At 54.6% G+C, this 20,780-nt stretch carries 25 protein-coding genes; 10 read left to right on the top strand and 15 right to left on the bottom strand.

Annotated features, from left to right (window positions below):
• Positions 1–121 precede the first annotated feature (121 nt).
• From JUJ53_RS16850 to JUJ53_RS16840, 3 genes are all read left to right on the top strand, one after another.
• Positions 122–1,459: a TrkH family potassium uptake protein gene (locus tag JUJ53_RS16850; protein ID WP_204153192.1), complete on the top strand. Its 1,338-nt coding sequence runs from the start codon at positions 122–124 to the stop codon at positions 1,457–1,459.
• Positions 1,460–1,740: 281 nt separating this feature from the next.
• On the top strand, positions 1,741–2,295 hold the full coding sequence (locus JUJ53_RS16845; RefSeq protein WP_204153191.1) for an Npun_F5560 family protein: 555 nt from the start codon (positions 1,741–1,743) through the stop codon (positions 2,293–2,295).
• On the top strand, positions 2,296–3,033 hold the full coding sequence (locus tag JUJ53_RS16840; protein WP_204153190.1) for a hypothetical protein: 738 nt from the start codon (positions 2,296–2,298) through the stop codon (positions 3,031–3,033).
• 21 nt (positions 3,034–3,054) lie between these two features.
• On the opposite strand, the gene arsH is transcribed toward JUJ53_RS16840, so the two are convergent.
• From arsH to JUJ53_RS16820, 4 genes are all read right to left on the bottom strand, one after another.
• Entirely contained in the window at positions 3,055–3,714 is a 660-nt protein-coding gene (gene arsH / locus JUJ53_RS16835; RefSeq protein WP_204153189.1) for an arsenical resistance protein ArsH, read from the bottom strand.
• A complete protein-coding gene (locus JUJ53_RS16830; RefSeq protein WP_204153188.1) occupies positions 3,704–4,063 on the bottom strand; it encodes a helix-turn-helix domain-containing protein in 360 nt (119 codons plus the stop codon). Before JUJ53_RS16830 ends, arsH begins: the two co-directional genes overlap by 11 nt.
• Before the next feature lie 227 nt (positions 4,064–4,290).
• Complete coding sequence (locus JUJ53_RS16825; protein WP_204153187.1) at positions 4,291–4,518, bottom strand: hypothetical protein; 228 nt, start codon at positions 4,516–4,518, stop codon at positions 4,291–4,293.
• Positions 4,515–6,299 (bottom strand): S8 family peptidase, encoded by a 1,785-nt coding sequence (locus JUJ53_RS16820; protein ID WP_204153186.1) that lies wholly within the window; start codon positions 6,297–6,299, stop codon positions 4,515–4,517. The genes JUJ53_RS16825 and JUJ53_RS16820 overlap by 4 nt, the downstream gene beginning before the upstream one ends.
• A gap of 118 nt (positions 6,300–6,417) precedes the next feature.
• On the opposite strand from JUJ53_RS16820, the gene JUJ53_RS16815 reads away from it, so the two are divergent.
• From JUJ53_RS16815 to ftsZ, 3 genes are all read left to right on the top strand, one after another.
• On the top strand, positions 6,418–6,879 hold the full coding sequence (locus JUJ53_RS16815; RefSeq protein ID WP_204153185.1) for a hypothetical protein: 462 nt from the start codon (positions 6,418–6,420) through the stop codon (positions 6,877–6,879).
• A gap of 253 nt (positions 6,880–7,132) precedes the next feature.
• Positions 7,133–8,038: an FtsQ-type POTRA domain-containing protein gene (locus JUJ53_RS16810; RefSeq protein ID WP_204153184.1), complete on the top strand. Its 906-nt coding sequence runs from the start codon at positions 7,133–7,135 to the stop codon at positions 8,036–8,038.
• A gap of 382 nt (positions 8,039–8,420) precedes the next feature.
• Positions 8,421–9,644, top strand: a complete 1,224-nt coding sequence (gene ftsZ / locus JUJ53_RS16805; protein ID WP_343327974.1) for a cell division protein FtsZ — start codon at positions 8,421–8,423, stop codon at positions 9,642–9,644.
• Positions 9,645–9,723: 79 nt separating this feature from the next.
• On the opposite strand, the gene sppA is transcribed toward ftsZ, so the two are convergent.
• The 5 genes from sppA to JUJ53_RS16780 all read right to left on the bottom strand — a co-directional run bounded on the left by sppA (position 9,724) and on the right by JUJ53_RS16780 (position 15,221).
• Complete coding sequence (gene sppA, locus JUJ53_RS16800; RefSeq protein ID WP_204153182.1) at positions 9,724–11,559, bottom strand: signal peptide peptidase SppA; 1,836 nt, start codon at positions 11,557–11,559, stop codon at positions 9,724–9,726.
• Between the two features lie 19 nt (positions 11,560–11,578).
• Entirely contained in the window at positions 11,579–12,670 is a 1,092-nt protein-coding gene (gene fni / locus JUJ53_RS16795; RefSeq protein WP_204153181.1) for a type 2 isopentenyl-diphosphate Delta-isomerase, read from the bottom strand.
• A 151-nt stretch (positions 12,671–12,821) separates the two neighbouring features.
• Positions 12,822–13,667, bottom strand: a complete 846-nt coding sequence (locus tag JUJ53_RS16790) for a DUF6816 family protein (protein ID WP_204153180.1) — start codon at positions 13,665–13,667, stop codon at positions 12,822–12,824.
• 10 nt (positions 13,668–13,677) lie between these two features.
• On the bottom strand, positions 13,678–14,568 hold the full coding sequence (locus JUJ53_RS16785; RefSeq protein ID WP_204153179.1) for a hypothetical protein: 891 nt from the start codon (positions 14,566–14,568) through the stop codon (positions 13,678–13,680).
• Positions 14,568–15,221, bottom strand: a complete 654-nt coding sequence (locus tag JUJ53_RS16780; protein ID WP_239125131.1) for a ParA family protein — start codon at positions 15,219–15,221, stop codon at positions 14,568–14,570. Before JUJ53_RS16780 ends, JUJ53_RS16785 begins: the two co-directional genes overlap by 1 nt.
• Positions 15,222–15,514: 293 nt before the next feature.
• On the opposite strand from JUJ53_RS16780, the gene psaI reads away from it, so the two are divergent.
• Complete coding sequence (gene psaI / locus JUJ53_RS16775; protein WP_204153178.1) at positions 15,515–15,631, top strand: photosystem I reaction center subunit VIII; 117 nt, start codon at positions 15,515–15,517, stop codon at positions 15,629–15,631.
• A gap of 224 nt (positions 15,632–15,855) precedes the next feature.
• On the top strand, positions 15,856–16,332 hold the full coding sequence (locus tag JUJ53_RS16770) for a photosystem I reaction center subunit XI (RefSeq protein WP_239125130.1): 477 nt from the start codon (positions 15,856–15,858) through the stop codon (positions 16,330–16,332).
• A 216-nt stretch (positions 16,333–16,548) separates the two neighbouring features.
• Here the strand turns inward: JUJ53_RS16770 and JUJ53_RS16765 are convergent, their stop codons facing one another.
• The 6 genes from JUJ53_RS16765 to JUJ53_RS16740 form a co-directional block, all read right to left on the bottom strand.
• Positions 16,549–16,668, bottom strand: coding sequence for a photosystem II reaction center protein J (locus JUJ53_RS16765; RefSeq protein WP_204153176.1), 120 nt, complete (start codon positions 16,666–16,668; stop codon positions 16,549–16,551).
• A 182-nt stretch (positions 16,669–16,850) separates the two neighbouring features.
• On the bottom strand, positions 16,851–16,970 hold the full coding sequence (locus JUJ53_RS16760) for a photosystem II reaction center protein L (RefSeq protein ID WP_204153175.1): 120 nt from the start codon (positions 16,968–16,970) through the stop codon (positions 16,851–16,853).
• Between the two features lie 9 nt (positions 16,971–16,979).
• Entirely contained in the window at positions 16,980–17,114 is a 135-nt protein-coding gene (gene psbF, locus JUJ53_RS16755) for a cytochrome b559 subunit beta (RefSeq protein ID WP_204153174.1), read from the bottom strand.
• Between the two features lie 28 nt (positions 17,115–17,142).
• Positions 17,143–17,388, bottom strand: coding sequence for a cytochrome b559 subunit alpha (gene psbE, locus JUJ53_RS16750; protein WP_204153173.1), 246 nt, complete (start codon positions 17,386–17,388; stop codon positions 17,143–17,145).
• A gap of 147 nt (positions 17,389–17,535) precedes the next feature.
• Complete coding sequence (locus JUJ53_RS16745) at positions 17,536–18,552, bottom strand: photosynthesis system II assembly factor Ycf48 (protein ID WP_204153172.1); 1,017 nt, start codon at positions 18,550–18,552, stop codon at positions 17,536–17,538.
• Between the two features lie 85 nt (positions 18,553–18,637).
• Positions 18,638–19,054, bottom strand: coding sequence for a rubredoxin (locus tag JUJ53_RS16740; RefSeq protein WP_204153171.1), 417 nt, complete (start codon positions 19,052–19,054; stop codon positions 18,638–18,640).
• Between the two features lie 367 nt (positions 19,055–19,421).
• Between JUJ53_RS16740 and purS the strand changes: the two genes are divergently transcribed.
• Together purS and purQ are read left to right on the top strand one after the other, a co-directional pair.
• Positions 19,422–19,703: a phosphoribosylformylglycinamidine synthase subunit PurS gene (purS, locus tag JUJ53_RS16735; protein WP_204153170.1), complete on the top strand. Its 282-nt coding sequence runs from the start codon at positions 19,422–19,424 to the stop codon at positions 19,701–19,703.
• Positions 19,704–19,717: 14 nt separating this feature from the next.
• Positions 19,718–20,416 carry a phosphoribosylformylglycinamidine synthase subunit PurQ gene (gene purQ, locus JUJ53_RS16730; RefSeq protein WP_204153169.1) on the top strand — a complete coding sequence of 233 codons (699 nt, stop codon included), beginning with the start codon at positions 19,718–19,720 and terminating at the stop codon, positions 20,414–20,416.
• Positions 20,417–20,780 lie beyond the last annotated feature (364 nt).

Raw genomic sequence — 20,780 nt, 5'->3', positions numbered from 1 at the left:
CTGTATCCAACCGTGCATCGATTGTTCACACTAGATGGACAGAAGACAGATACATCATGAGTCCAAGCATCATGAGTCCAAGCATCTGGTGTGAACGTCATTTTTAAAGGGTAAACCGATTATGACTGTCTCTCGAACGATCTGCTTGGGGTTTTTGGCGCTCATTGTCATTGGGACACTGCTGTTGGTGTTGCCCTTGTCCACCAGTAGCGGAGAGTGGAGCTCGCTGGTCACAGCTCTATTTACCTCAACCTCCGCCGTTTGTGTCACCGGATTGATCGTCGAAGATACGGGCACCTACTATTCCGTCTTTGGGCAAATCGTCATTCTGCTGTTGATTCAGGTTGGCGGCTTGGGCTATATGACGGCCAATACGTTCCTATTGCTGCTGCTCGGGCGACGCTTTGGACTGCGGGAAAAGCTCGCCATCCAAAAATCTCTTGATATTCCTGGCATGTCTGGTTCGGTGATCTTAGTGCGATCGATCATTGCCCTGACGCTGGCGTTTGAGGTGACGGGAGTCCTTCTATTGCTACCGGTGTTTATGGAAGACTATGGCATGGGCTATAGCCTCTGGCTGTCTATCTTTCACAGCATCAGTGCCTTCAATAATGCTGGATTTAGTCTGTTTTCAGATAGTTTGGTGGGCTATGCCACATCGGTGCCGATCCACATCGTCATTCCTGGGCTGATTATCTTCGGCGGCATTGGCTACCAGGTGATTATGGAGGCCTATATCTGGCTGCGCGATCGCCTTCAAGGACGGCATGGATGGTCTGTGTTCTCGCTGAATTTTAAAATCGTGACCAGCACCACGCTTTTCCTGTTGGTGGTGTCCACTCTGATGTTTTTAGGCATTGAACTGCAGCATCCGAGTATGCCGGTGGAAACACTCAATCCGGGCGATCGCCTCCTGTTTGCCTGGTCAGAAGCCGTGATGCCCCGTACCGCCGGGTTCAACACGGTAGACTACGGCAGCATTAATGCGGTGGGTTTGTTTATTACCATGGCGCTGATGTTGGTGGGCGGCAGTCCGGGCAGTACGGCTGGGGGCATTAAAACAACCACGCTACGAATTTTGTTTAACTCAACCAAGGCAGTGCTGCAAAGCAAAGAAGAGGTGCTCTGCTATCAGCGGCAAATTCCGGTGTCGCTAATCCTCAAAGCGGTGGGCGTTGTGTTTGGTTCCACCACTGCCATTTTGTTCATGACTCTGATTATTGGCGTGAGCAATCCCAATATTCCCTTCATTGCCATTGTCTTTGAGACCATCTCCGCCTTTGCCACTGTGGGCCTCTCCACGGGCATTACCGCTAGCCTCTCTATGTTGGGCAAGCTGGTGATCATTTGCACTATGTACATCGGTCGGGTGGGCATTTTGATCTTCATGGCCGCACTCTTAGGCGATCCTCAGCCTAGTGTGGTGCATTATCCCGAAGAAAATCTGCTGGTGGGCTAGCTGATTTTACGAGGGGACTGGCTGAAAAGCTTGTGATTCTTCATTAGGTTTTGTAGAGTTGAGTGACATCTATGCCGTTGAGTCGCTATGATACAGCACTAGATGTAGGGTTTTTTGATAAGAGCGATCGCTCTCCGTGCAGAAGCTGCCTGCGGCCTTGGGTGACTCAGTCGGTCAGGACTCAGCCTTGGATGATCGCCCATTCTGCCTCAGACGTTAAATGTTTTGAATGAGCTACTTGCTTGACCTCGCCGTTGAAATCGCCATAGTGGAGCCACACCATGCAAACTGACCTTCGAACCCCAGCCCATCCTCAAGCTGAACTGTCGCGCTTGCAGGACGAACTGCAGATGCGAGATCAGTTGGTGCAGCAGCTCTCCCAGGAGCTCTTTCGCTTGGTGAAGGGCAATAACAGCATTGTGCCAGCTTCGCCTCAGCTATCAGAGCAGCACCAATCAGAAATGCAGGCTTTGCGCGAACAACTGCGCGGTGTGGAACAGCAGGTGCAGTTTTACCAAGAGCAAATTTCTGAGCGGGATGCCGAAATTTATCAGCTACGGCAGACGGTTCATGAACTCACCGATCGCTCTCGAATGCTAGAGCAGGTGGTGCAGGAAATGCCGGGCGTGTATCGCCAGAAGTTTGCCGAACGTTTAGCGCCGATTAAGGAAAAAGTGGCGCATATTCAGCGAGAAAATCGTCAGCTTCATGCTGAACTCCAGAGCGTCAGCTACCGTCTGGCGGTGCGCAATCGTCAGACCAATCATGTAGACCTGCCCAGCTTTGTACCTGGTCTAGGCGGAAAGCCGGTTATTCCCAGTTTTGGAGACGCTTAGGTGGTCACGGTACTGATTGCGGTGGATGATGGCGATCGCTCTCTGAACCGTACGGGATCTGAAATGGATCAGCGACTCATGGCCCTACAAAAGGCGATCGCTGCCGATCCTGTGACCTCAACCGGCGATTCTGTGACCTGCTTGGCGGCGTCCCAGGTGGGGCAGGCTTGGCAAGATGCGGATCCAGACGCCATTCTCTGTCCGCTTACCTTGGATATGTCAGCGGATCTAGAATTTCCAGGGCAGTCGATCTATGCCCGCTGCCGCGATGTTGACGGACTGCGGCGCTGGGTGGCCGATACCTGGGGTCACAGCACGGGCACGGGCACGATTCAGGTGCCGATTGTCTGGACGGCGCGAGGGCCGCTCTATGCAGAAGCGATCGCTCCGGTGCATGAGGTCGATATCCAGGGCAGCGATCGCCCCACCATGCCCTACCTACAGCCCCTACATCTATCCGATCGGCAGCGCCAATCCCTCTATCGTCTGGGGGGAAATCTGCTGCGATCGCTCTCGGCTCCCCCAGCGGTTTACATGCTGCAGGTGGTGATCCTGGCTGATGATCTCATATTTGACCGACTATGGCCGTTTCCCACCGAGGCAGCGATCGCCAGTGTGGGCTGTCAAACGCCAGATCTATTGACGGCCCATTGGCGAAGCCTGACCCAGCGATCGGTGGTTGATGTGGCGATCGCTACGCCTGTAACCTATGGGGTGTTGAAGGCCGCATCGGTTTGAACCCTGCCTGACAAACCTTAGTTATGAACTAGAGGCTGAACCCATGGATTGGCTGACAATGTCTCTCGCCTGTCGTTCAGTTTCTTCTTTGCGTTCACTATAGCGATCGGTTAGGTAATCAACTTTGTCACGTAACAGCAGCGTGAACTTGTAAAGCTCTTCCATCACATCGACAACGCGATCGCGGTAGGGCGAGTCTTTCATCGTCCCATCTTCATTAAATTCTTGATAGGCTTTTGGCACAGACGACTGATTGGGAATCGTGAACATTCGCATCCAACGCCCTAACACGCGCAGTGTATTGACGGCATTGTAGGATTGTGAACCGCCACACACCTGCATCACGGCGAGGGTTTTGCCTTGCGTCGGTCGCACTGCTCCCATACTGAGCGGAATCCAGTCAATTTGATGTTTGAGTAGACCACTCATTGTTCCGTGCATCTCTGGGCTTGACCAGACTTGCCCTTCTGACCAGTTGACAAGGTCTCTGAGCTCCTGAACCTTAGGATGAGTATCGGGAACGCTTGCATGGAGAGGCAACTCATGGGGATGAAAAAACCGAACCTCTGCACCGAATTCTTCAATAATTCTGGCAGCTTCTTCCGCAAGTAAACGACTGTAGGAGCGTTCTCGCAAAGAACCATAAAGAAAAAGAATTCTAGGTTTGTGATCAAAGCTCATGGTTTTCTCCTAGGTTCTGTTGACCTGTGCAGTTTTCAGACTGGTCGTCACACCAAACTAATGGGTCTGCTTTGCAGCAATCCTCCGTGAGAAACTGCAGAAGCTGCCTCGTTCCATCCCAGTGGATCGCATAGAATACTTGCCGTTGAACACGCCAAGAGTGGATTAGATGAGCTCGTTCTAGCTGTGCAAGATGCCGAGACATGGTAGAAGGGTGGGCGCTCAAAGCCTCCGCAATGTCTCCTGCTGGTAGACCCGCAGGCCCTGCACGAACGAGCAGGCGGTAGGCAGCCAGCCTCGTTTCTTGGGCAAGCGCTAAAAGCGATTCAATAACAGTTTCTGATTGCATAATTGCACGATGTCACAATTGCGCAGTTGTGCAAATGAATTGGTGGGCGATCGCCCCCAAGCCCCATAAGCGGTGCGTTATGACTGCGTCTAACAGCACTCTGCGAGCTTCAGGATTGGTGTCCCAGGTTTTGGACTTGTATGTATGGGTAGACCCTTCTGGGAGAGGGGTTGGGAGTGAGGGGCTTCAAGTCGTTGTCAGCCAGCCGGTTTTAAACCGCAAGCTGGCTACTCGACGATGGAAAACGTTTTGATCTCCAGAACGGGGCCTACCATGGCTAGGGTCGCGATGTCGGAACGGATCTGCCCTTGAACTGTCACCGCGAGTCCTGCATTGCACAGGTCTGCGGGTGGGCGGTGCAGCTCATAGGTGTCGCCTTGGTCGGTCACCAATGTCCAAGCCCCCATGCCCAGGGTGACCCGCTGGATGGTGCCGCTGAGGTGAACAGTGCTCATCGGGGGGATACCTCTGTCTTGGCGGCTAGATTGGCAATGGCGAAGCAGAGCAAGGCATTCACCAACAAAAATCCTTGGGCGATCGCTCCACTGCCGAGCCCGAGGACTGGATAACTCAAGACTGCGCTGACCGTGAGCGCCGCTGTCATACCCAAGCTGGTGCCGATGGTGAGTAACCGACCGCCGGGATGCCCCAGCAAGACCGCTAGGCAGCCCAAGGGAATCAGGACGCTAGCAAATAGGGGATTGAGCACCGCGCTACCTTGAATAGCACCGCCGAGTTCGGTCAGAGAACTACCCATGACCCGCAGGGGCCATTGGGGTAGGTCGTAGATATAGAGCCCTCGCAGGAAAAATAGACCCGAACTGCCAGCAATCAACCCGCTCGACAAGGCCCAACCCCCGAGTCCCGGCAGATAATTGCGCAACACCCAAGCCAAGAGGTAGGAACCCAGCACCATGGCTACTTTTGGCCAGAAGGCGATAATGCCGCCATCAAACCAAAAGCGCAGGTTGAGATAGCCCTGATTCTTAAACCAGCGGAAAAAGTCGCGGAGGTTGAGCTGTCCCTGCAGGGCAAGCGTGACGGCGGCTCCGGCATCCAGTTGTCCAGCGCCATAGTGGTTGAGGGTGTCGTTCTCGACGGTACGGGCGGAGGTTTTCAGCAGGGTGGCGATTTCCTCAGGATCATCGATGCCGACGGATTTGAGCAGGGCGGCAACCCCCGCCACGTGGGGCGCGGCCATGCTGGTACCCTGGAGCGATCGCCATGCGGGATTCCCGGTTGCTGGATCGAGGGTTTCTTGTAAAATTCCACCCGCATCACTCTCCTGCCCCAAGCTTCCGCCGGGAGCAGCAAGGTCAACTCCAGCCCCAAAGTTGGAGTAGGGTGCTTTGACGCCGGTGGCATCTAGGGCGGAGACGGCAATTACGTTGGCATAGCGGGCTGGGAAGGCAGCGGCATTGGCATTGGCATTGCCCGCTGCGGCCACAATCACCACCTTGCGTTGGTGGGCATAGGCGATCGCATCCTGCAGCACTTGGCTGTCACCAAAGCCACCCATGCTCATGTTGATCACGTCAGCTCCGTGGTCGGCGGCAAAGCGGATGGCTTCGGCAATGTCGGATACGGTACCGCTGCCTTCTGCGCTCAAGACCTTGAGAGGCATGAGTTTGGCTTTGTAAGCAATACCCGCCACCCCATAGCCATTGTTGGTGGATTGGGCGATGGTGCCGGCCACATGGGTGCCGTGGCCGTTATCGTCCAACGCCTCCACCTGGTTGTTGACGAAGTCGTAGCCGGCCACGAAGGTGGTGTCTTTAAGATCAGGCACCGGGGTGATGCCCGTATCGATCACGGCTACCGTAATTCCCTCGCCCTGGGCATCATCCCAAGCCCGCTCCATATTGATGCTGCGGAGATTCCACTGCTTGCTGTAGTCGGGATCGTTGGGGATCGCTTGAATAGAATAGAGAAAGTTGGGGCCAACTGACTCCAAATCGGATCCCAAAGGCGATCGCTTCAGACTACGCAGAAGGGAGCGATCGCCTTCGATGACATACAACTGCTGCTCGTTGGAAAAGGAACTGTTGAGGATGGGCGTCTGTCCGGTTTCTTGAGCGATCGCCTCTAGGTATTGGGTCACCGTTTCCGCAGGCAGATCATCTCGAAAGTCGAGCAGGAGTGAGGTATAGTCACCCCGATTCATCAATTGGGGAGCCGTCGCCACGGCCCAGATCAGTCCCCCCAAAAATAGTCCCAGCAGCAGTAGTCGTTTCATGGCTTGGCGAGTGACAGAATTTTTCCTACCATAGCTCACTCTGCTCGGGGTCGGGCTGTTGGGTCGGGATCGAATCTTGCTACAGTTGAGAGAATCGCTGCGCTAAAGGGTAGGGGCAATGGAACGCGGGCTAATGTGGTTACCGCTGCTGGCGTTGTTTATCGGGCTAGCCTGGGCTGGATGGAATGAATACCAAAAACTAGAGGCCTATAAGGTTTGGGCATCCGACTTTGAGCGGGCAAAATACGATATTTATGCCATGCTAGGGCAGACGGGCGATCGCCTCACCTGGGGCAAACCCACCCGTCGTGGCCCCGTTGATCTACACCATGTGGCGATCGCTGATATTGTGCGCATCACGGTCAACCACGGTTCGGAGGAGATTCCTGCCGACCAATTTATGGCTCTAGAGCAACAAGAGGCGATCGCTCCATCCAAGCGTCGCATTCAACTTGCCCTACACCTGAGACATACTTCCGCCCCTGCTTGCATTCCCTTTACCGAGCTGCCCCTCGCTCTAAAATGGGGCATGTATCTTGAACGCCATCGTCAGCAGCTTACGCTCAGTCCTGAGGCTTAATCACGTCTCTTGCCCAGGCCCAGACCACGAGCAGCGCCGTTCCTGAGCCTGGGTCATGGCTACATGATTCGCAATGCTCATCCCCCGGTCTCGCGTCGGTGTCTGCCGAGCTTGTCTGGAGTGTGTGGATCTGCGGGAAACCTCATGCAGGGTTGCCCCATCGGCAAGCCCATCGGCTAATCTAAGCGGATGCTGGGAAGGCTGCCTCGAATGATCGTTGTACCCTCGTCTCTATAGTGTTCCTGACCCTGAGATGACTGACCTTGTTTCTGTCTCTCGTACTGATCTTGCCCAACGTCGTCAGTTGCTTCGCCGTCAGCGACGATGGCGATTTCTGCGATCGCTTTGGCGAACAGGCTTAGTTGTGGGGATGGCCGGTGGACTGGTATGGGTCACAACCCAGCCAGTGTGGATTCTACATCGCGTCGATCAAGTGACCGTTGAGGGCAATGAGCTGCTCTCGGTTGATGCGATTCACTCCCTGCTACCGATCACCTATCCTCAATCGTTGCTACATCTTGATCCCAACGCGATCGCTGACTATTTAGAAGCCCAAGGGCCCATTGAAGAAGCGACCGTCACCCGGCGACTCTTGCCACCGGGGCTGAATGTGCAACTTCAGGAGCGCCGACCCGTAGCTGTCCTCATCCGAGGGAATGCCTCTGCCAGCCCGGATCTACGGGTCGAAGCTGCCGCAACCGATAGCGATCCCATGGCTCACGTAGGGTTGATTGATGAAAAGGGATTTTGGATGTCCCTATCTGCCTATGTAGCCTTAGATGACTCTCTGTCTCTCCCGGAGCTGAAGGTGCGAGGTATGCAAGAACACCAGCGCAGTCAGTGGTCTCAGTTATACCAAGTCTTATACCAGTCCCCCCTATCCATCTATGAGGTTGACTGGCGTGATCCTAGTAATTTGGTGCTATCTACAGAATTGGGTATGGTTCATTTTGGCCCCTACAGCGATCGCTTTCCCTATCAACTACAGGTGCTCGATCAACTGCGTACGTTGCCCCAGCACATTGATATAGGGAATCTGGACTATATTGATCTACGCAACCCAGAGTCGCCGTTGCTGCAAGAGCTAGGTATAGTGCCCTCCAGTCTGCCGCCGGTGGAGGTGCTGCCCCAAGAAAACAACAGCCCAGAGCCTAATTAATCGTTAACGGCTGAGTTTCTAGGGATATAAGTTTCTTAATAGTCCTGCGCGGGAACGGGCCGTTTTGCTGACAGTAGTCTAGAATTTGTCAGTTAGCATGATTGGTAAGGGCAAGAGGGAAACGTATACCCATAGAAGATGACTGAGTCTTGGTTGATCATGCCGCTCTAGCTACGTTCTTCTGATAGTCACCGAAGACTTGCCCCAGTAGCCTTCTTGGTTCCTAGCAGAACCCATGTTTAGGAGGAATTGTTGGTTTTTGCTGCAAGTTACCCTATAGTTGTCTAGAGTTGTCCGAGGGTGGGGATTCTTGCATCCGGTGCTCCTGATGTGATGTTTTTTTTGATCATCAGCTCAGCCGCGAATATAGTGGTGGCATCCCCTGAGTAACCTGATAAGGAAAATCCATATATCGATGACGGCTTCAAATCCTTTCACAAATTCTAAAGATCATTTGAATCAGGTTTATGATGCCCATAATGCCCTGGCAGACGAACCCAGGAGTGGTGAAATTGTGTCGAGCAGTGTAGCCAGAATTAAAGTCATTGGAGTGGGGGGCGGCGGCTGTAATGCAGTCAACCGCATGATTGCTAGCGAGGTTGCTGGAGTAGAATTTTGGTCGGTGAATACCGACTCCCAGGCCTTGACCCTCAACGATTCCCACAACTGCCTTCACATAGGGCAGAAAGTTACTCGTGGTCTAGGAGCAGGGGGCAACCCTGCCATTGGGCAGAAGGCGGCTGAAGAGTCGCGGGATGAAATTTCTGCTGCCCTGAAGGGATCCGACCTCGTCTTTATTACCGCTGGCATGGGCGGCGGTACCGGCACCGGTGCAGCCCCTATTGTGGCCGAGGTAGCGAAGGAAATCGGTGCTCTGACCGTGGGCGTGGTCACGCGTCCCTTTACCTTTGAGGGACGACGACGTACGAGCCAGGCTGATGGTGGCATTGAGGCCCTTCAGAGTCGGGTGGATACGCTGATTGTGATTCCCAACGATAAATTGCTGTCGGTGATCTCTGAGCAAACCCCTGTCCAGGAAGCTTTCCGGGTCGCCGATGATATTTTGCGCCAAGGGGTGCAGGGTATTTCCGATATTATTACCATCCCCGGCTTGGTGAATGTGGACTTTGCCGATGTGCGTGCGGTGATGGCCGATGCTGGCTCGGCGCTGATGGGTATTGGAATTGGCTCGGGTAAATCTCGGGCCCGAGAAGCTGCCATTACCGCCATTTCATCACCGTTGTTGGAGTCTTCCATCGATGGTGCGAAAGGTGTGGTCTTCAACATTACCGGAGGCGATGATCTGACGCTGCATGAGGTGAATGCTGCTGCGGAAATCATCTACGAAGCGGTGGATCCCAATGCCAACATCATTTTTGGGGCGGTGCTGGATCATCGCCTGCAGGGAGAAGTGCGGATTACGGTGATTGCCACTGGGTTTTCGCCTGAGGTGCCGGTCACCCAAGCCCAAACGGCAACCCGTGTGTCTCCCATGAAGCGATCGCCTGCTCCTCCGCCCGCCTCGCCGTCCCCCGATCCTCGTCCAAAACCCTCAGGTGGTCTTGACATCCCTGAGTTTCTCCAGAAACGTCGTCCTACCCGGTAGTCCATAGGATAGCCCAGCAATAAGTTTGCCCCAAGGCACCCTAGGATGAGGTGCTGGGGCGATGGGTAGGCTGGATGGGCTAGTTAATCTGAGGAAAGAAAGGCAGTAATAGGTAGACACCGCGAGGATCGTCGAGAGCCTCAAGCTGCTGCAGTTGTCCCCGCAGGTGATGAAATTCCTGAGTGAGGGGATCAGCTTGGGCTGTAGGACGGAACAGCGATCGCAGTTGACTACCAAATAAGCTTTCAAAAAGTTGCTCTTCAAACGTGCGCGGTTGGGGATATTCGTTGAGCTGCCAATCATCGCCTAGCTCAGCTTGTTCTGCTGCGGCAGCGATCGCGTCCTCTAGTCCGCCGATCTCATCCACCAGCCCCACCTGTTGGGCGTCAATGCCCGACCAAACTCGCCCCTGGGCCACGGCGGCCACATCGGTTGAAGACAGCGGACGCCCCTCGGCCACAATGTTGGTAAACCGGGCATAAATTTGATCCACCACCCGTTGCCCAATGGAGAGTTCTTGCTCCGTGAGCGGGCGGGCAATGGTGTTGCTGTCGGCGAAGGGGCCGGTTTTCACCACGTCCCAGGTAAGACCATTCTCGTTGGCTAGTTCCTGTACGTTCAGAACGAGACCAAAGACGCCAATCGATCCGGTGATGGTGTTGGGAGATGCAAAGATGCGATCGCCATGGGCGGCAATCATGTATCCGCCCGATGCGGCAATACTGCCCATGGAGACAATCACCGGCTTTTCTGCCTGGGTGAGCATCACCTCGCGGGCGATAATTTCTGAGGGAGACGCGCCACCCCCAGGGCTGTTCACCCGCAGGACGACTGCTTTCACGGCCTCATCTTGGCGCAGATCCCGCAGTTGTCGGGCTAAGCGATCGCCCCCCACCAGACCAACGCCCCCCTCGCCGCTGACAATGGTGCCATCGGCATAGACTACGGCAATCTGGTTCTCGGAGCGGGGTCGGTTGGGTGAGATCGTGCCCATGGCTTGGGCATAGGCGGAGAGCCCAATGTTGCGGAAGGAGGGCGCGTTGGGGGAATATTCGGTTTCGTCGGTTAGTTCGCGCAGTTCGCCAATCACCTCGTCGGCATAGGCAACTTGATCGACCAAGCCTGCTTCTAGGGCTGCCTCGGGCAGGAGGATGGCTTGGCTATCGGCGATCGCCTGCAGATCGCTGACCTCTAGGGAGCGATCGCTGGCCGTGGTGGTGAGAAATTCGCTCCAGAGATCGTTGAGAAGCTGCTGCGACTGCTCGCGATTTTCGGGGCTATTGCTGTTGCGTGTAAAGGGCTCCACGGCGGATTTATACTGCCCAGCGCGAATAATTTGCACATCAATGCCGTACTGCTCGAAGGCATCTCCAAAAAATAGAGTCTCGGCGCTAAACCCATTCAGTTCAATGCTGCCTGTAGGATTGAGAATCACCGAGTCGGCTAAGGATGTGATGTAATAGTCGCGCTCACGCCAGCCGGTTTCGTAGGCATAGATAGGCTTGCCGCTGTCCTGAAACTGCTGCAGCCCTTCCCGCACCTCGCGCAGGGTCGCAAACCCCGATCCGCGCCCTTCGGCAGAGGTGGTGCCTTGGATGAAGATGCCCACAATCCGATCGTCGTTGGCGGCTTCTTCGAGGGTATCTAGGACGGTGCGTAGGGAAATAGGCGTGGGAGTGCTGCTGCCGGAAAGGGCATCGTTAAACAAATCAGCAGGGTTGGAGCCTGGGTTGGAGTCGGTGATGTCCAGGGAGAGGTCAAACACCAGGATGGAGTCTTTCTCGACCAGGGGTTCAGTATCCCGAGAGCCCAGGGCAATCATCAGAATAAACACCACCAGTGCGCCGACGCTGAGGGTGGAAAAGAGCAGCAGCCCGACAAAGCTAGCCAAGACGTACCGAAAGAAATCGCGCATGGGTTCCGAGACTTTTTTACTATGCTAATCGCTCTAGAGCATTCATGCTTTTGAGTTGGGCTAGATTGCCTGCGCCGGTGCAGAGCAGAACGGTGGTCAACTCGGCTACGAGGGCTTCGGCAAGGTCAACCAAGGCTTCCTCAGACAGTGCGGCGGCCTGGAGGAAGGGGAAGGCTAATCCAGCTAAATCGGCTCCCAGGGCGATCGCTTTGGCCACATCCAAGCCATTGCGCAGCCCCCCCGAAGCAATCAGGGGAATCTGGGGGGCGATCGCTCGCACCTCGGTGACACATTGGGCCGTGGGGATGCCCCAGTTGGCAAAGGTCTGCCCCAGCCGCCGCTGCCGAGCATCTTTAGCCCGTTCGCCTTCCACCTTGGCCCAAGACGTCCCGCCCGCACCGGCCACATCGATGGCTGCTACGCCGGCGTTGATTAACCGTTGAGCGATCGCCCCGGAAATACCGTTGCCCACCTCTTTAGCGATCACCGGCACGGGCAGCCGAGCGCACAGGGTTTCAAGTTTATTAAACAAGCCTCGAAAATTGGTATCGCCTCGGGTTTGCACACATTCTTGCAGAGGATTGATGTGCAAAATCAGGGCATCGGCCTCCAGCCAGTCCACCACCCGCTGACATTCCTCTAGACCATACCTGTAGTTCAACTGCACCGCTCCTAGGTTGGCCAGCAGCAGACTGTCTGGCGCTAGGGATCGGATCGAAAAGGTCGAGTTGACTGCAGGATTTTCCACCGCCACCCGCTGGGAGCCGACGCCCATGGCAAAACCATAGTGCTGGGCGATCGCTGCCAGTCGCTGGTTAATTTGGCGGGCTTCGTCGGTGCCGCCGGTCATGGATGAAATCAGCAGAGGAGCCTTCAACTGCCGCTGCAAAAAGGTGGTGGAGAGGTCAATGTCTGCCCAGTCTAGCTCCGGTAGGCAACAGTGCTGGAAGCGATAGCGCTCTAGCCCCGTGGTGGTTTGAGACTGCACATCTTCTTCTAGGCATACGCGAATATGCTCTGCTTTACGGGTTTGGGTGACCGCTGCTTCTGGGGTTGGGGAGGCGATCGCGGGCAGGGAGGTGGGGGTTGAGGATAGACGGGATACACTCATGGCGAATAGAGAACCAGTAACGATAGAACAGGCAGCACAACCAGTTTACGGCTCAGGTTAAGGGACGATCATTGGGGTTTTTGATGGCATGGAGAGGCGATCGCCTTGACGTAACGCGATCGCTTTCCCTGTCGATTCCCGCGACTAGGCGCTAGCCCGAACGGTCTAGGGGGAAGAACTCAAGCCGGTAGCGGTAGAGCGCCACAGGGCGACTGGGGCCAAGCAGCGAGGCTTGGGTTTTGAAATAGTCTGGATCCTGGGGCGAAAGATACACAGCGGTGACTTGGTCGGCGGTGATCATCGGCTGGCTGGCATCGAGGGGCATGAGGCGACGATAGCCGGTGGTGGTCTCAACCTCGTTGAGGTACAGTTGGGCGCTGCCGCGAAATTCTTGCTGAAACACCTCGGTGGTCAGGAAGCGATCGCTGCCGACGGCTTCGCTATCCCGCGCTGTGATGGTGGAAATCAGTTGGCGGTTGTCGCCCAGCTCGGTGATCTGGCGATTGGGCTGACTGGCATCCACCGTCACCCGTTGCACCACGCCTTCGCCCAGGTAGGCATTGGCGAGGTTCAGTCCATTGAAGGCGCGATCGGCAATAACCTCAGGCGGCTGTCCTGGCAGGTTTACGCTAGAACGCGATCGCCCCAGGGTTTGAAAGATGGAGACGGGATCTGGCTGGATGAACCTGGCCCGGAAGCTAATAGGCTGCTCCAAATAGGCCTGATTGCTCTCATAGCCAGGGGTAACCAGTTGGGGCGCAAGGGGGGCCGCCATTGCCGTTAGACGGGTGACCACCTGCCACTCGCCCAGAAACCAGTCTGGATAGTACAGATCACCGCGAGGGGCCGCCAAGGGGGGCTTGCCCGACCAGTTGGGAAAGGCATCCAGGCGATCGCTGATGGAGCTAGCTTGGGCTGAACCGCTGCACAGGAGCCACAGCAAGGCTAGACCCAGCAGTAAAACCATTCGCCCCAGGGGTTTTGGATATCGCCGCATAGGTTGTCTACTAGTCCACCCAGCCAATATCCGATTCCGACAGGCGATCGCCGGGTTTGGTAATGGCTTCCTCCACCGGCATAGGCGGCAGCCTCCGGACATTCAGCGCATCGGTAGACATGCGGGGTAATGCGGAAGCTTGCACATCTTGAGGCGTCGCCTGGGCTTGGGGGGCAGTGCCATAGCCCAGCATCGGCCGTGGGAGAGCCGTTGGTGGGGGTGATAGGCGATCGGAGGGCATGGGGGGAAGAGAAGAGCGGCGATCGCTCGGTGATGTGGCTAAGGGAGCTGAGGGCATGTTTTCCGAAGGCATCGGCGGCAAGCCATTGGGCTGAATCGGACGCTGCAACGGTCGCCCGAGGGGAGCATTTTGGGGTGGCCCCAGCTCTAGCCGTCGCGCTGCTATGGAGCGATCGCTAGGAGGCTTGGTCTGCTGTACCTGCTGTACCGGCGCGGAGTCCTTGGGGCGTTGATCAAGCTGCTGATCCTTAAGCTGCTGGTTCACCTCCGACAGCTTTAGAATCACCTGTCGCGACTCTTCTAAATCGGCCTTGAGCTTATCAACCTGGGCTTGCCCCTGCTGCACCTGCTGTTCCAGGGAGACGACCTGGGCCTCCTGTGCCGCTAGACGGGTCTGGGCTGCTTCTAGGGCAGCCTGGCTGTCCTTCCAAGCCTGTTCTAGCTCAACCTTGGTCATCCGGCTGATGGGCTTCGATCGCTCCCCTGGAGTGCTGGAGTCATCTCCAGGGTCTGGGGTCTCAGTATTCTCAACCTCTGGGGAAGCCACCTCAGCCTTGGCAGGCGTTTCAGCGGCTGAGTCTGCCGATACAGCGTCGGTGGTATCGACCGTGCTCTTCTGGGCTTCATCCCGTAGTAAGTCGGATAGTCGTTTCTTTGCCATCACGTTCTCCAATCCCGTTGAATTTCGTCCACAACCCGTCGATAGTCAGAACAGGCTTCCTTTGCATTCCGTCCTCGCCACTGGCTAATGGGTGATCCATCTAACGCCGCCCGCTCATGGGCTTTGTAGGCACGGATAAAAGCATTACAAGCCGGTATGCCAAGTTCGAGCAGGGTATTTTGGGCCTCAATTGCCTCGTTAAGGCTGCGGGGATCAACTCGGGTCAACAAGACCCGATGCGCTACCCCCACGGGTGTCACGGCCTGCCGTACCGTCTCGATTAACACCGTCAGATCCATAGGGGCGGGGGGCGTCGGCAAAATTAAATAGTCTGCTGCTCCAATCGTTGCCGACAAGGCTTGAGACCCTAAGGCCGGTGGCGTATCTACCACAATGACCTCATAATCGTCAATTTGCCGCAGTTGGCTGAGTAGATGGGGCTGGGTTTCCTGGGATAGATCAAACCCCATACCGCTGTCGCTGCGCTCAACCCACCAAGTGGCTGACCCTTGGGGATCGGCATCCACCAGCAACACCTTCTGCGTCTCGGACAAGGTTGCTGCTAGGTTAACGGCGGTTGTGGTTTTACCAACACCTCCCTTACCGTTGAGTACCACCAAAATCTTGTGGGAGAGGGATGATGGATCTGCCAAGAAAAGCCTCGACTACAGTGCGCTAGTGACGGATGAACAAACCATGAGCAGGGGGCGATCGCTCTTTTCTGAGAAGATGCGACTGCACCAACTACGATGACGACTATACCCTGTTCTGCCCTCCCAGCAGAAGGGATCAGTAAGCAAACGTTAGGTTTTGCCCTCGGGCAACCCAAATTTTCTATGAAGAAATGCCAACTTTGTTAAAAATCTTTAGCAGACCACAATTTATGACCAATCCAAAGTACATTCGACTGTAACACTGTGTCATTTCACATTAGGAAACATTACTTATGGCAGCGTCATACTTACCTTCCATTTTGGTGCCCATTGTGGGGTTGGTTTTCCCTGCTGTTACGATGGCGCTACTGTTTATCTATATCGAACGTGAAGACGCCGCTGGCATCTAAAAGATGGCGATCGCGGTGGATAGGCCAAGCGGCTTATCATCACACAATGTTTGAAAACATTCAATAGTTGTCAACATAGGTTGAGGTTTAGGGCAACCGTCTCATCCTTTGTTGTCATGCCCTCGTCACTCCTGAGCCAGGATGTTGTTCTAGGGCACGTCTGAATTTTGGACAGTTGATTCGTCCAGATCTTTAGCCAATCTCATCTGGAGGCTTTCATTTTTATGACCATGCAAGTAATTCAACCAGCGGGCGATCCTCAAATTGGAAATTTAGCCACCCCTGTTAATTCATCTGGGTTTACCAAGGCATTTATCAACAATCTGCCTGCTTACCGGGCTGGGCTTTCGCCGCAGCGCCGTGGGCTAGAAATTGGGATGGCCCATGGCTATTTGCTGTTTGGCCCCTTTGCCCTCGGTAGCCACTTCCGCAACACTGAGCTAGCTGACTTTGTGGGACTGATCGCCGCCATTGTGCTGGTGCTCATCCTGACGGTTTGTCTATCGCTGTATAGCAGCACCGGCGTTTTGAAGCCGATCGCCACCATTACCAATCCTCACCCTCCGGAAGCGTTGGGTACCCAAGAAGGCTGGAGTGAGTTTGCCGGCAGTTTCTTGATTGGCGGCATGGGTGGAGCTGTTTTTGCTTACATCCTGTTCCAAGTGTTTAAGGCAGGTGTGTTTCAAGCCCTGCTAGCATAATCGCGATCGCGGTTAACCAACCCCCATAGGTCCCCTGGTTTCGTCATGAAATCGGGGGATTTTTGTGGGTGTGATGCACAATCTCTCGATCACAAGACAACAAGCGGCACTCCAAGGCTGGAATGCCGCTTGTGATGAAAACATTAGCCTAGATCACGCTAGGGAAAGACGGGGTGATCCCTCATGCAGCGATCGCCTCTCTGCCCCGAGGTGAAACTAGATGGAAGAACCTAGACCAGCGTAGGCTCCGTAGAAAAACAAACCAAGAACGGCCAATGCGCCAAGACCAGCGATGGTGGCAACGACCCACAGGGGAATACGTCCAGAACTAGACATGTTTGCTATACCTCTTTAACGAAGACAACATTGAAGGTTTCTAGAACAATCTCAGCTCAGCCTATGACCCATGGATGGAACAGATCGACCATGATCGCTGATCCATAGGGCAAGTTTCCAAGAGGCTCCCAGCCAGTATGACGGTATGAGTCATGACAGGAAACCCTGCAAACCGGGCTGGCTTAGTTGAAAAAGTAGCTAGAAAATAGAATTCCTAGTACGAAGACTAGTAAAAGACCCAGGTAGAGAGATGTTCTATTCAGCTCTACGGGTTGCTTATTGGGATTTGGGGAACGGTCCATGAAATGCTCCTATCGTTGGATAAACTGCATAGCGGCGATCGCCCCGATGAAAAAGATGGTTGGCACAGCCAAGGTGTGCACCGCTAACCACCGCACGGTGAAAATGGGATAAGAAATGGGCTCGTTCGGATTATTTCCAGTCATAGTTTTCAAACGGATTTGGAATTATGGACTACTTCAGAAAATCTTGAATTTGTTGCTTTGCGTCAAAGCGCTCCTGCAGGATAGGAACTTCTTGGCGCTCTTGGGTGAAATACTCGTTGGGGCGAGGTGTGCCAAAAGCGTCGTATGCTAACCCAGTGCTGACAAACAGCCATCCGGCAATAAACAGAGCGGGAATGGTGATGCTATGAATGACCCAATATCTAATACTGGTAACAATGTCAGAAAAGGGACGTTCTCCTGTGGTACCGGCCATCAAATTACTCCAATCTTATGACTACTAGAACCTATTCTTTATGATACGAAACGATGGGATTTACGGTAAAGCGATCGCACTCTACTATTGGTCAGTCTCCCATATTTAGAGCGGTTGTGAGTATGCCTAATTCCGGTTCTCAAGGAACTAAGCAAGCTCTGCAGTGGCTGGATCATACCGCAGCAACACACCGCTCTGTCCCAAAATGAACCCTAGCTCTGGATTCACAAACATCACGCGATAGAAATTTGAAGGGACGTTTTCAACGGCCTTGTCTTTTTGCCAGGTTTTGCCGCCATCTGGGCTGTAGAACAGGTTGCCGCTGCCGCCTGCTAACCACACATCGTCCTCAGTTTGATAGGTGAGGTCTAAAAAGCCCCAACTGGTGGCAAATTCCGGCGTAACGGCTTCGCTCCAAGCTTCTAAATCATCCTCAGTTTCACCAAATTGAACGATGCCACCACGGGCGATCAGCCATAGCCGTCCATCGGCCGTGAACCCCATGTTCTGCAGCCGGCGAGAGCTGTTGCGATTGTGCTGTACCCAGACGTCATCTCCGGGAACCCAGGTTGAATAGAAGTTGCCTCGGGACGACACCGACACATAGCGACCATCGGCGGAACGGGAAATGTTGCGCAAGACCCCGACAGCTTCGGTGACCATGGCGCGCCAATTTCGCCCGGCGTCTTGGGTGCGGTAGATCGCCCCAATGTCGGTAGTGAGTTCTGCGATGCCGTCTCCCAGGGCCGTGATGGTATCTGGTGAACCGGGAAGCTGATCACTTAGGGGCACGCGAGACCAACTGTCGCCGCCATCGGTGGTGTGCAGAAGCAGGCTGGGTAGGCCCACAATCCACCCTTCGTTGTTGTAAAAACTAACGGAGTTCAAGTTGTAATTTTGGTCGCCCAAGTCAAGCGATCGCAGCTTCCAGTTGACGCCGCCGTCGTTCGTTTCTAGGACGGTAGACTGTTTGCCAACCAGCCAACCATGCTGGGCATCCTCAGCAAAGGCAATATCGAGGAGGGTGGCATCGGTTGGAATACTGACCGTATGCCAAGCGTTGGTGGCCGTTCCTTCTAAATAGGCGTTGGTGCAGCCGCTCGCGAACAACAGGGCAACACACAGAATGACAAATCGAGCGATGGACTTAGGAAAGGACAGCATGATCAATGGGTCTAAGGATTAAGCAATTCTGAACACCGGATGGACGCTTGGGGAGAAGAGCGATCGCCCTTGATGGAGAGGTTTTCTACTTCAGCCCATAAAGGCTGAGGAAGAACAGGACTCCAATTCCCAAGGCACTAAAAATGAGAATATTTTTTTGCCCAGGGGTGAGGCGATTCACACCTAACCCGTAGCCTAGGTTTTCTTTAAAGCCGGATGGGTTGCCGGTGGGGCCAATATTGCTGAACTGGCTAGCTCGGGCTGAACAGACCGGGCATCGCCAAACAATGGATAGATCTTCAAATGGAGTGCCTGGTTCAACGGCCCGTCCGTCTCCCTTCACCGGCTCATACACATAGCCACAGGAGCGACATTCATAGCGATCCAGGTCTTTCGGTTCTAAAGGAGCCGTGGGATTCTCAGCGGACTCGTCTGGCTGACCGGTTACGTCAGCAGCCGTAGTTGGATTTGTCTCGCCGGAGTCGGCAGCGTCAGTGGTCATGGCTCTACCCTCTGTACGGACAACAGTGACATGTGTCCCCCACTCACCCTCCTGGGACGAGTACGGGCTCCCCTGCCTCGCGGTTGGGGTTTCCTGCTTCATCGGGGTTCCCAAGCAACCGTCCTCCACAGGCAGCACCACCCAGTGTCTCTGGGCTGTAGTAGATGAGATAAAATCTCTGTTAAAGATTAGAATCTCTGTTAAAGATTATGACATAGAGCGCTGCTCAACCTAAATCATTTCATCAGACCCATAGAACTATGAGAGAGTAAACCTGGGAATGCTAGGATGCTCGTTGCTCGGTCGGACTGCGGAGCAGCGCCCACAGCCCGTCTGTTTATAATGTCCTGTATTCCGTAGAGAGACGATGACTCAGACCTATCACGCCCGAATTTATGTCACCCTGCGCCCTTCGGTGCTCGATCCCGCTGGGACAGCCGTCCAGTCTGGCCTGAAGCATCTTGGCTACGATAATGTAGAGGGGGTACGGATTGGTAAATATGTGGAACTGACGCTCCAGGCTGCCACGGCGGATGAAGCGGAGAGCCAGCTCGATCGCATGTGTGATCAACTGCTGGCCAATCCAGTCATTGAAAACTATCGGTTTGAGTTGGTGGATGCGATCGCCCCGGCGTCTGTATCGAACTAGTAGAGGATCCCTACATGAAATTTGGCGTCATTGTCTTCCCTGGATCAAATTGCGATCGCGATGTGGCCATGGTCACCCAGGGGTTGCTCGGCCAGCCCACGCGTATGGTCTGGCACCAAGATCAGGATATTGATGATCTCGATGTGATGGTGGTGCCCGGTGGCTTTAGCTATGGAGACTACCTACGCTGTGGGGCGATCGCCCGCTTTTCTCCCGCCATCCAAGCTACCCTAGACCATGCCCAGAAGGGAAAGTGGGTGCTAGGGATTTGCAACGGCTTCCAAGTGCTGACTGAAGTGGGTCTCTTGCCCGGAGCTTTAGTGAGAAATCGGGATCTCCATTTTGTCTGCGATCGCGTTTCGGTGAGAGTGGAGCGATCGGTGCAGCCCTGGACGCAGGCCTACCAACCGCAACAGGTGATCACCCTGCCCATTGCCCATGGAGAGGGGTGCTACTATGCCGACGAAGCAACCCTCAACGAGCTAGAAACTCATCAGCAGGTGCTGTTTCGCTATTGCAATCGTGCTGGAGAGCTAACGCCTGAAGCTAACCCAAATGGATCGCTTAACCATATCGCTGGCATTCGCAATCGCCAAGGCAATGTTCTAGGCATGATGCCACACCCGGAACGGGCCGCGGATGCCATGCTGGGCAATACCGATGGCATGAATCTTTTTCAAGGCCTCCTGTCCACTATGTTGATGAGCGTGTAAAGCGCAGGGGGGAGGACAGATTCAGGCTTGGGGTAGGCTAGCTTGGAGCTACCGAGCTGGGAACTCTAGGATAGGCAACCCCAAGCACCATGAACCGCTCATCTGAGTGAGGCATTGCTGGCGATCGCGATCGCAAAAGAATTCCATGCTCTTCACAAGTCACGACTAGGGCAATGGAAATTTCACGTTATGCTTATACCAATAACGTGGTTGAACATGATCGCTTGGATGCTGGGTTAAGCAAGTAGGTTCAGCGCTGCTAGCCTAGTGTATATCTACACCTCATCATGGTAGTTGAGGTTTAACGAGCTTGCAGAGATGCCCTCCTGATCTTGGCTCAAGAACCTGTGATCTTGAGCGACCA

Origin of the sequence: Leptolyngbya sp. CCY15150 (genome assembly GCF_016888135.1) — a bacterium.
Classification (GTDB): domain Bacteria; phylum Cyanobacteriota; class Cyanobacteriia; order RECH01; family RECH01; genus RECH01.
The sequence above is the reverse complement of the archived record's forward strand: the minus strand, read 5'-3'. Positions and strand labels throughout refer to the sequence as shown.

Bases quoted from the DNA above. Each gene is read 5' to 3' on its own strand.
- JUJ53_RS16850 (WP_204153192.1), top strand. From the start codon at position 122: ATGACTGTCTCTCGAACGATCTGCTTGGGGTTTTTGGCGCTCATTGTC.
- JUJ53_RS16845 (WP_204153191.1), top strand. From the start codon at position 1,741: ATGCAAACTGACCTTCGAACCCCAGCCCATCCTCAAGCTGAACTGTCG.
- arsH (WP_204153189.1), bottom strand. From the start codon at position 3,714: ATGAGCTTTGATCACAAACCTAGAATTCTTTTTCTTTATGGTTCTTTG.
- JUJ53_RS16830 (WP_204153188.1), bottom strand. From the start codon at position 4,063: ATGCAATCAGAAACTGTTATTGAATCGCTTTTAGCGCTTGCCCAAGAA.
- JUJ53_RS16825 (WP_204153187.1), bottom strand. From the start codon at position 4,518: ATGAGCACTGTTCACCTCAGCGGCACCATCCAGCGGGTCACCCTGGGC.
- JUJ53_RS16820 (WP_204153186.1), bottom strand. From the start codon at position 6,299: ATGAAACGACTACTGCTGCTGGGACTATTTTTGGGGGGACTGATCTGG.
- JUJ53_RS16815 (WP_204153185.1), top strand. From the start codon at position 6,418: ATGGAACGCGGGCTAATGTGGTTACCGCTGCTGGCGTTGTTTATCGGG.
- JUJ53_RS16810 (WP_204153184.1), top strand. From the start codon at position 7,133: ATGACTGACCTTGTTTCTGTCTCTCGTACTGATCTTGCCCAACGTCGT.
- sppA (WP_204153182.1), bottom strand. From the start codon at position 11,559: ATGCGCGATTTCTTTCGGTACGTCTTGGCTAGCTTTGTCGGGCTGCTG.
- fni (WP_204153181.1), bottom strand. From the start codon at position 12,670: ATGAGTGTATCCCGTCTATCCTCAACCCCCACCTCCCTGCCCGCGATC.
- JUJ53_RS16790 (WP_204153180.1), bottom strand. From the start codon at position 13,667: ATGCGGCGATATCCAAAACCCCTGGGGCGAATGGTTTTACTGCTGGGT.
- JUJ53_RS16785 (WP_204153179.1), bottom strand. From the start codon at position 14,568: ATGGCAAAGAAACGACTATCCGACTTACTACGGGATGAAGCCCAGAAG.
- psaI (WP_204153178.1), top strand. From the start codon at position 15,515: ATGGCAGCGTCATACTTACCTTCCATTTTGGTGCCCATTGTGGGGTTG.
- JUJ53_RS16770 (WP_239125130.1), top strand. From the start codon at position 15,856: ATGACCATGCAAGTAATTCAACCAGCGGGCGATCCTCAAATTGGAAAT.
- JUJ53_RS16765 (WP_204153176.1), bottom strand. From the start codon at position 16,668: ATGTCTAGTTCTGGACGTATTCCCCTGTGGGTCGTTGCCACCATCGCT.
- JUJ53_RS16760 (WP_204153175.1), bottom strand. From the start codon at position 16,970: ATGGACCGTTCCCCAAATCCCAATAAGCAACCCGTAGAGCTGAATAGA.
- psbF (WP_204153174.1), bottom strand. From the start codon at position 17,114: ATGACTGGAAATAATCCGAACGAGCCCATTTCTTATCCCATTTTCACC.
- psbE (WP_204153173.1), bottom strand. From the start codon at position 17,388: ATGGCCGGTACCACAGGAGAACGTCCCTTTTCTGACATTGTTACCAGT.
- JUJ53_RS16745 (WP_204153172.1), bottom strand. From the start codon at position 18,552: ATGCTGTCCTTTCCTAAGTCCATCGCTCGATTTGTCATTCTGTGTGTT.
- JUJ53_RS16740 (WP_204153171.1), bottom strand. From the start codon at position 19,054: ATGACCACTGACGCTGCCGACTCCGGCGAGACAAATCCAACTACGGCT.
- purS (WP_204153170.1), top strand. From the start codon at position 19,422: ATGACTCAGACCTATCACGCCCGAATTTATGTCACCCTGCGCCCTTCG.
- purQ (WP_204153169.1), top strand. From the start codon at position 19,718: ATGAAATTTGGCGTCATTGTCTTCCCTGGATCAAATTGCGATCGCGAT.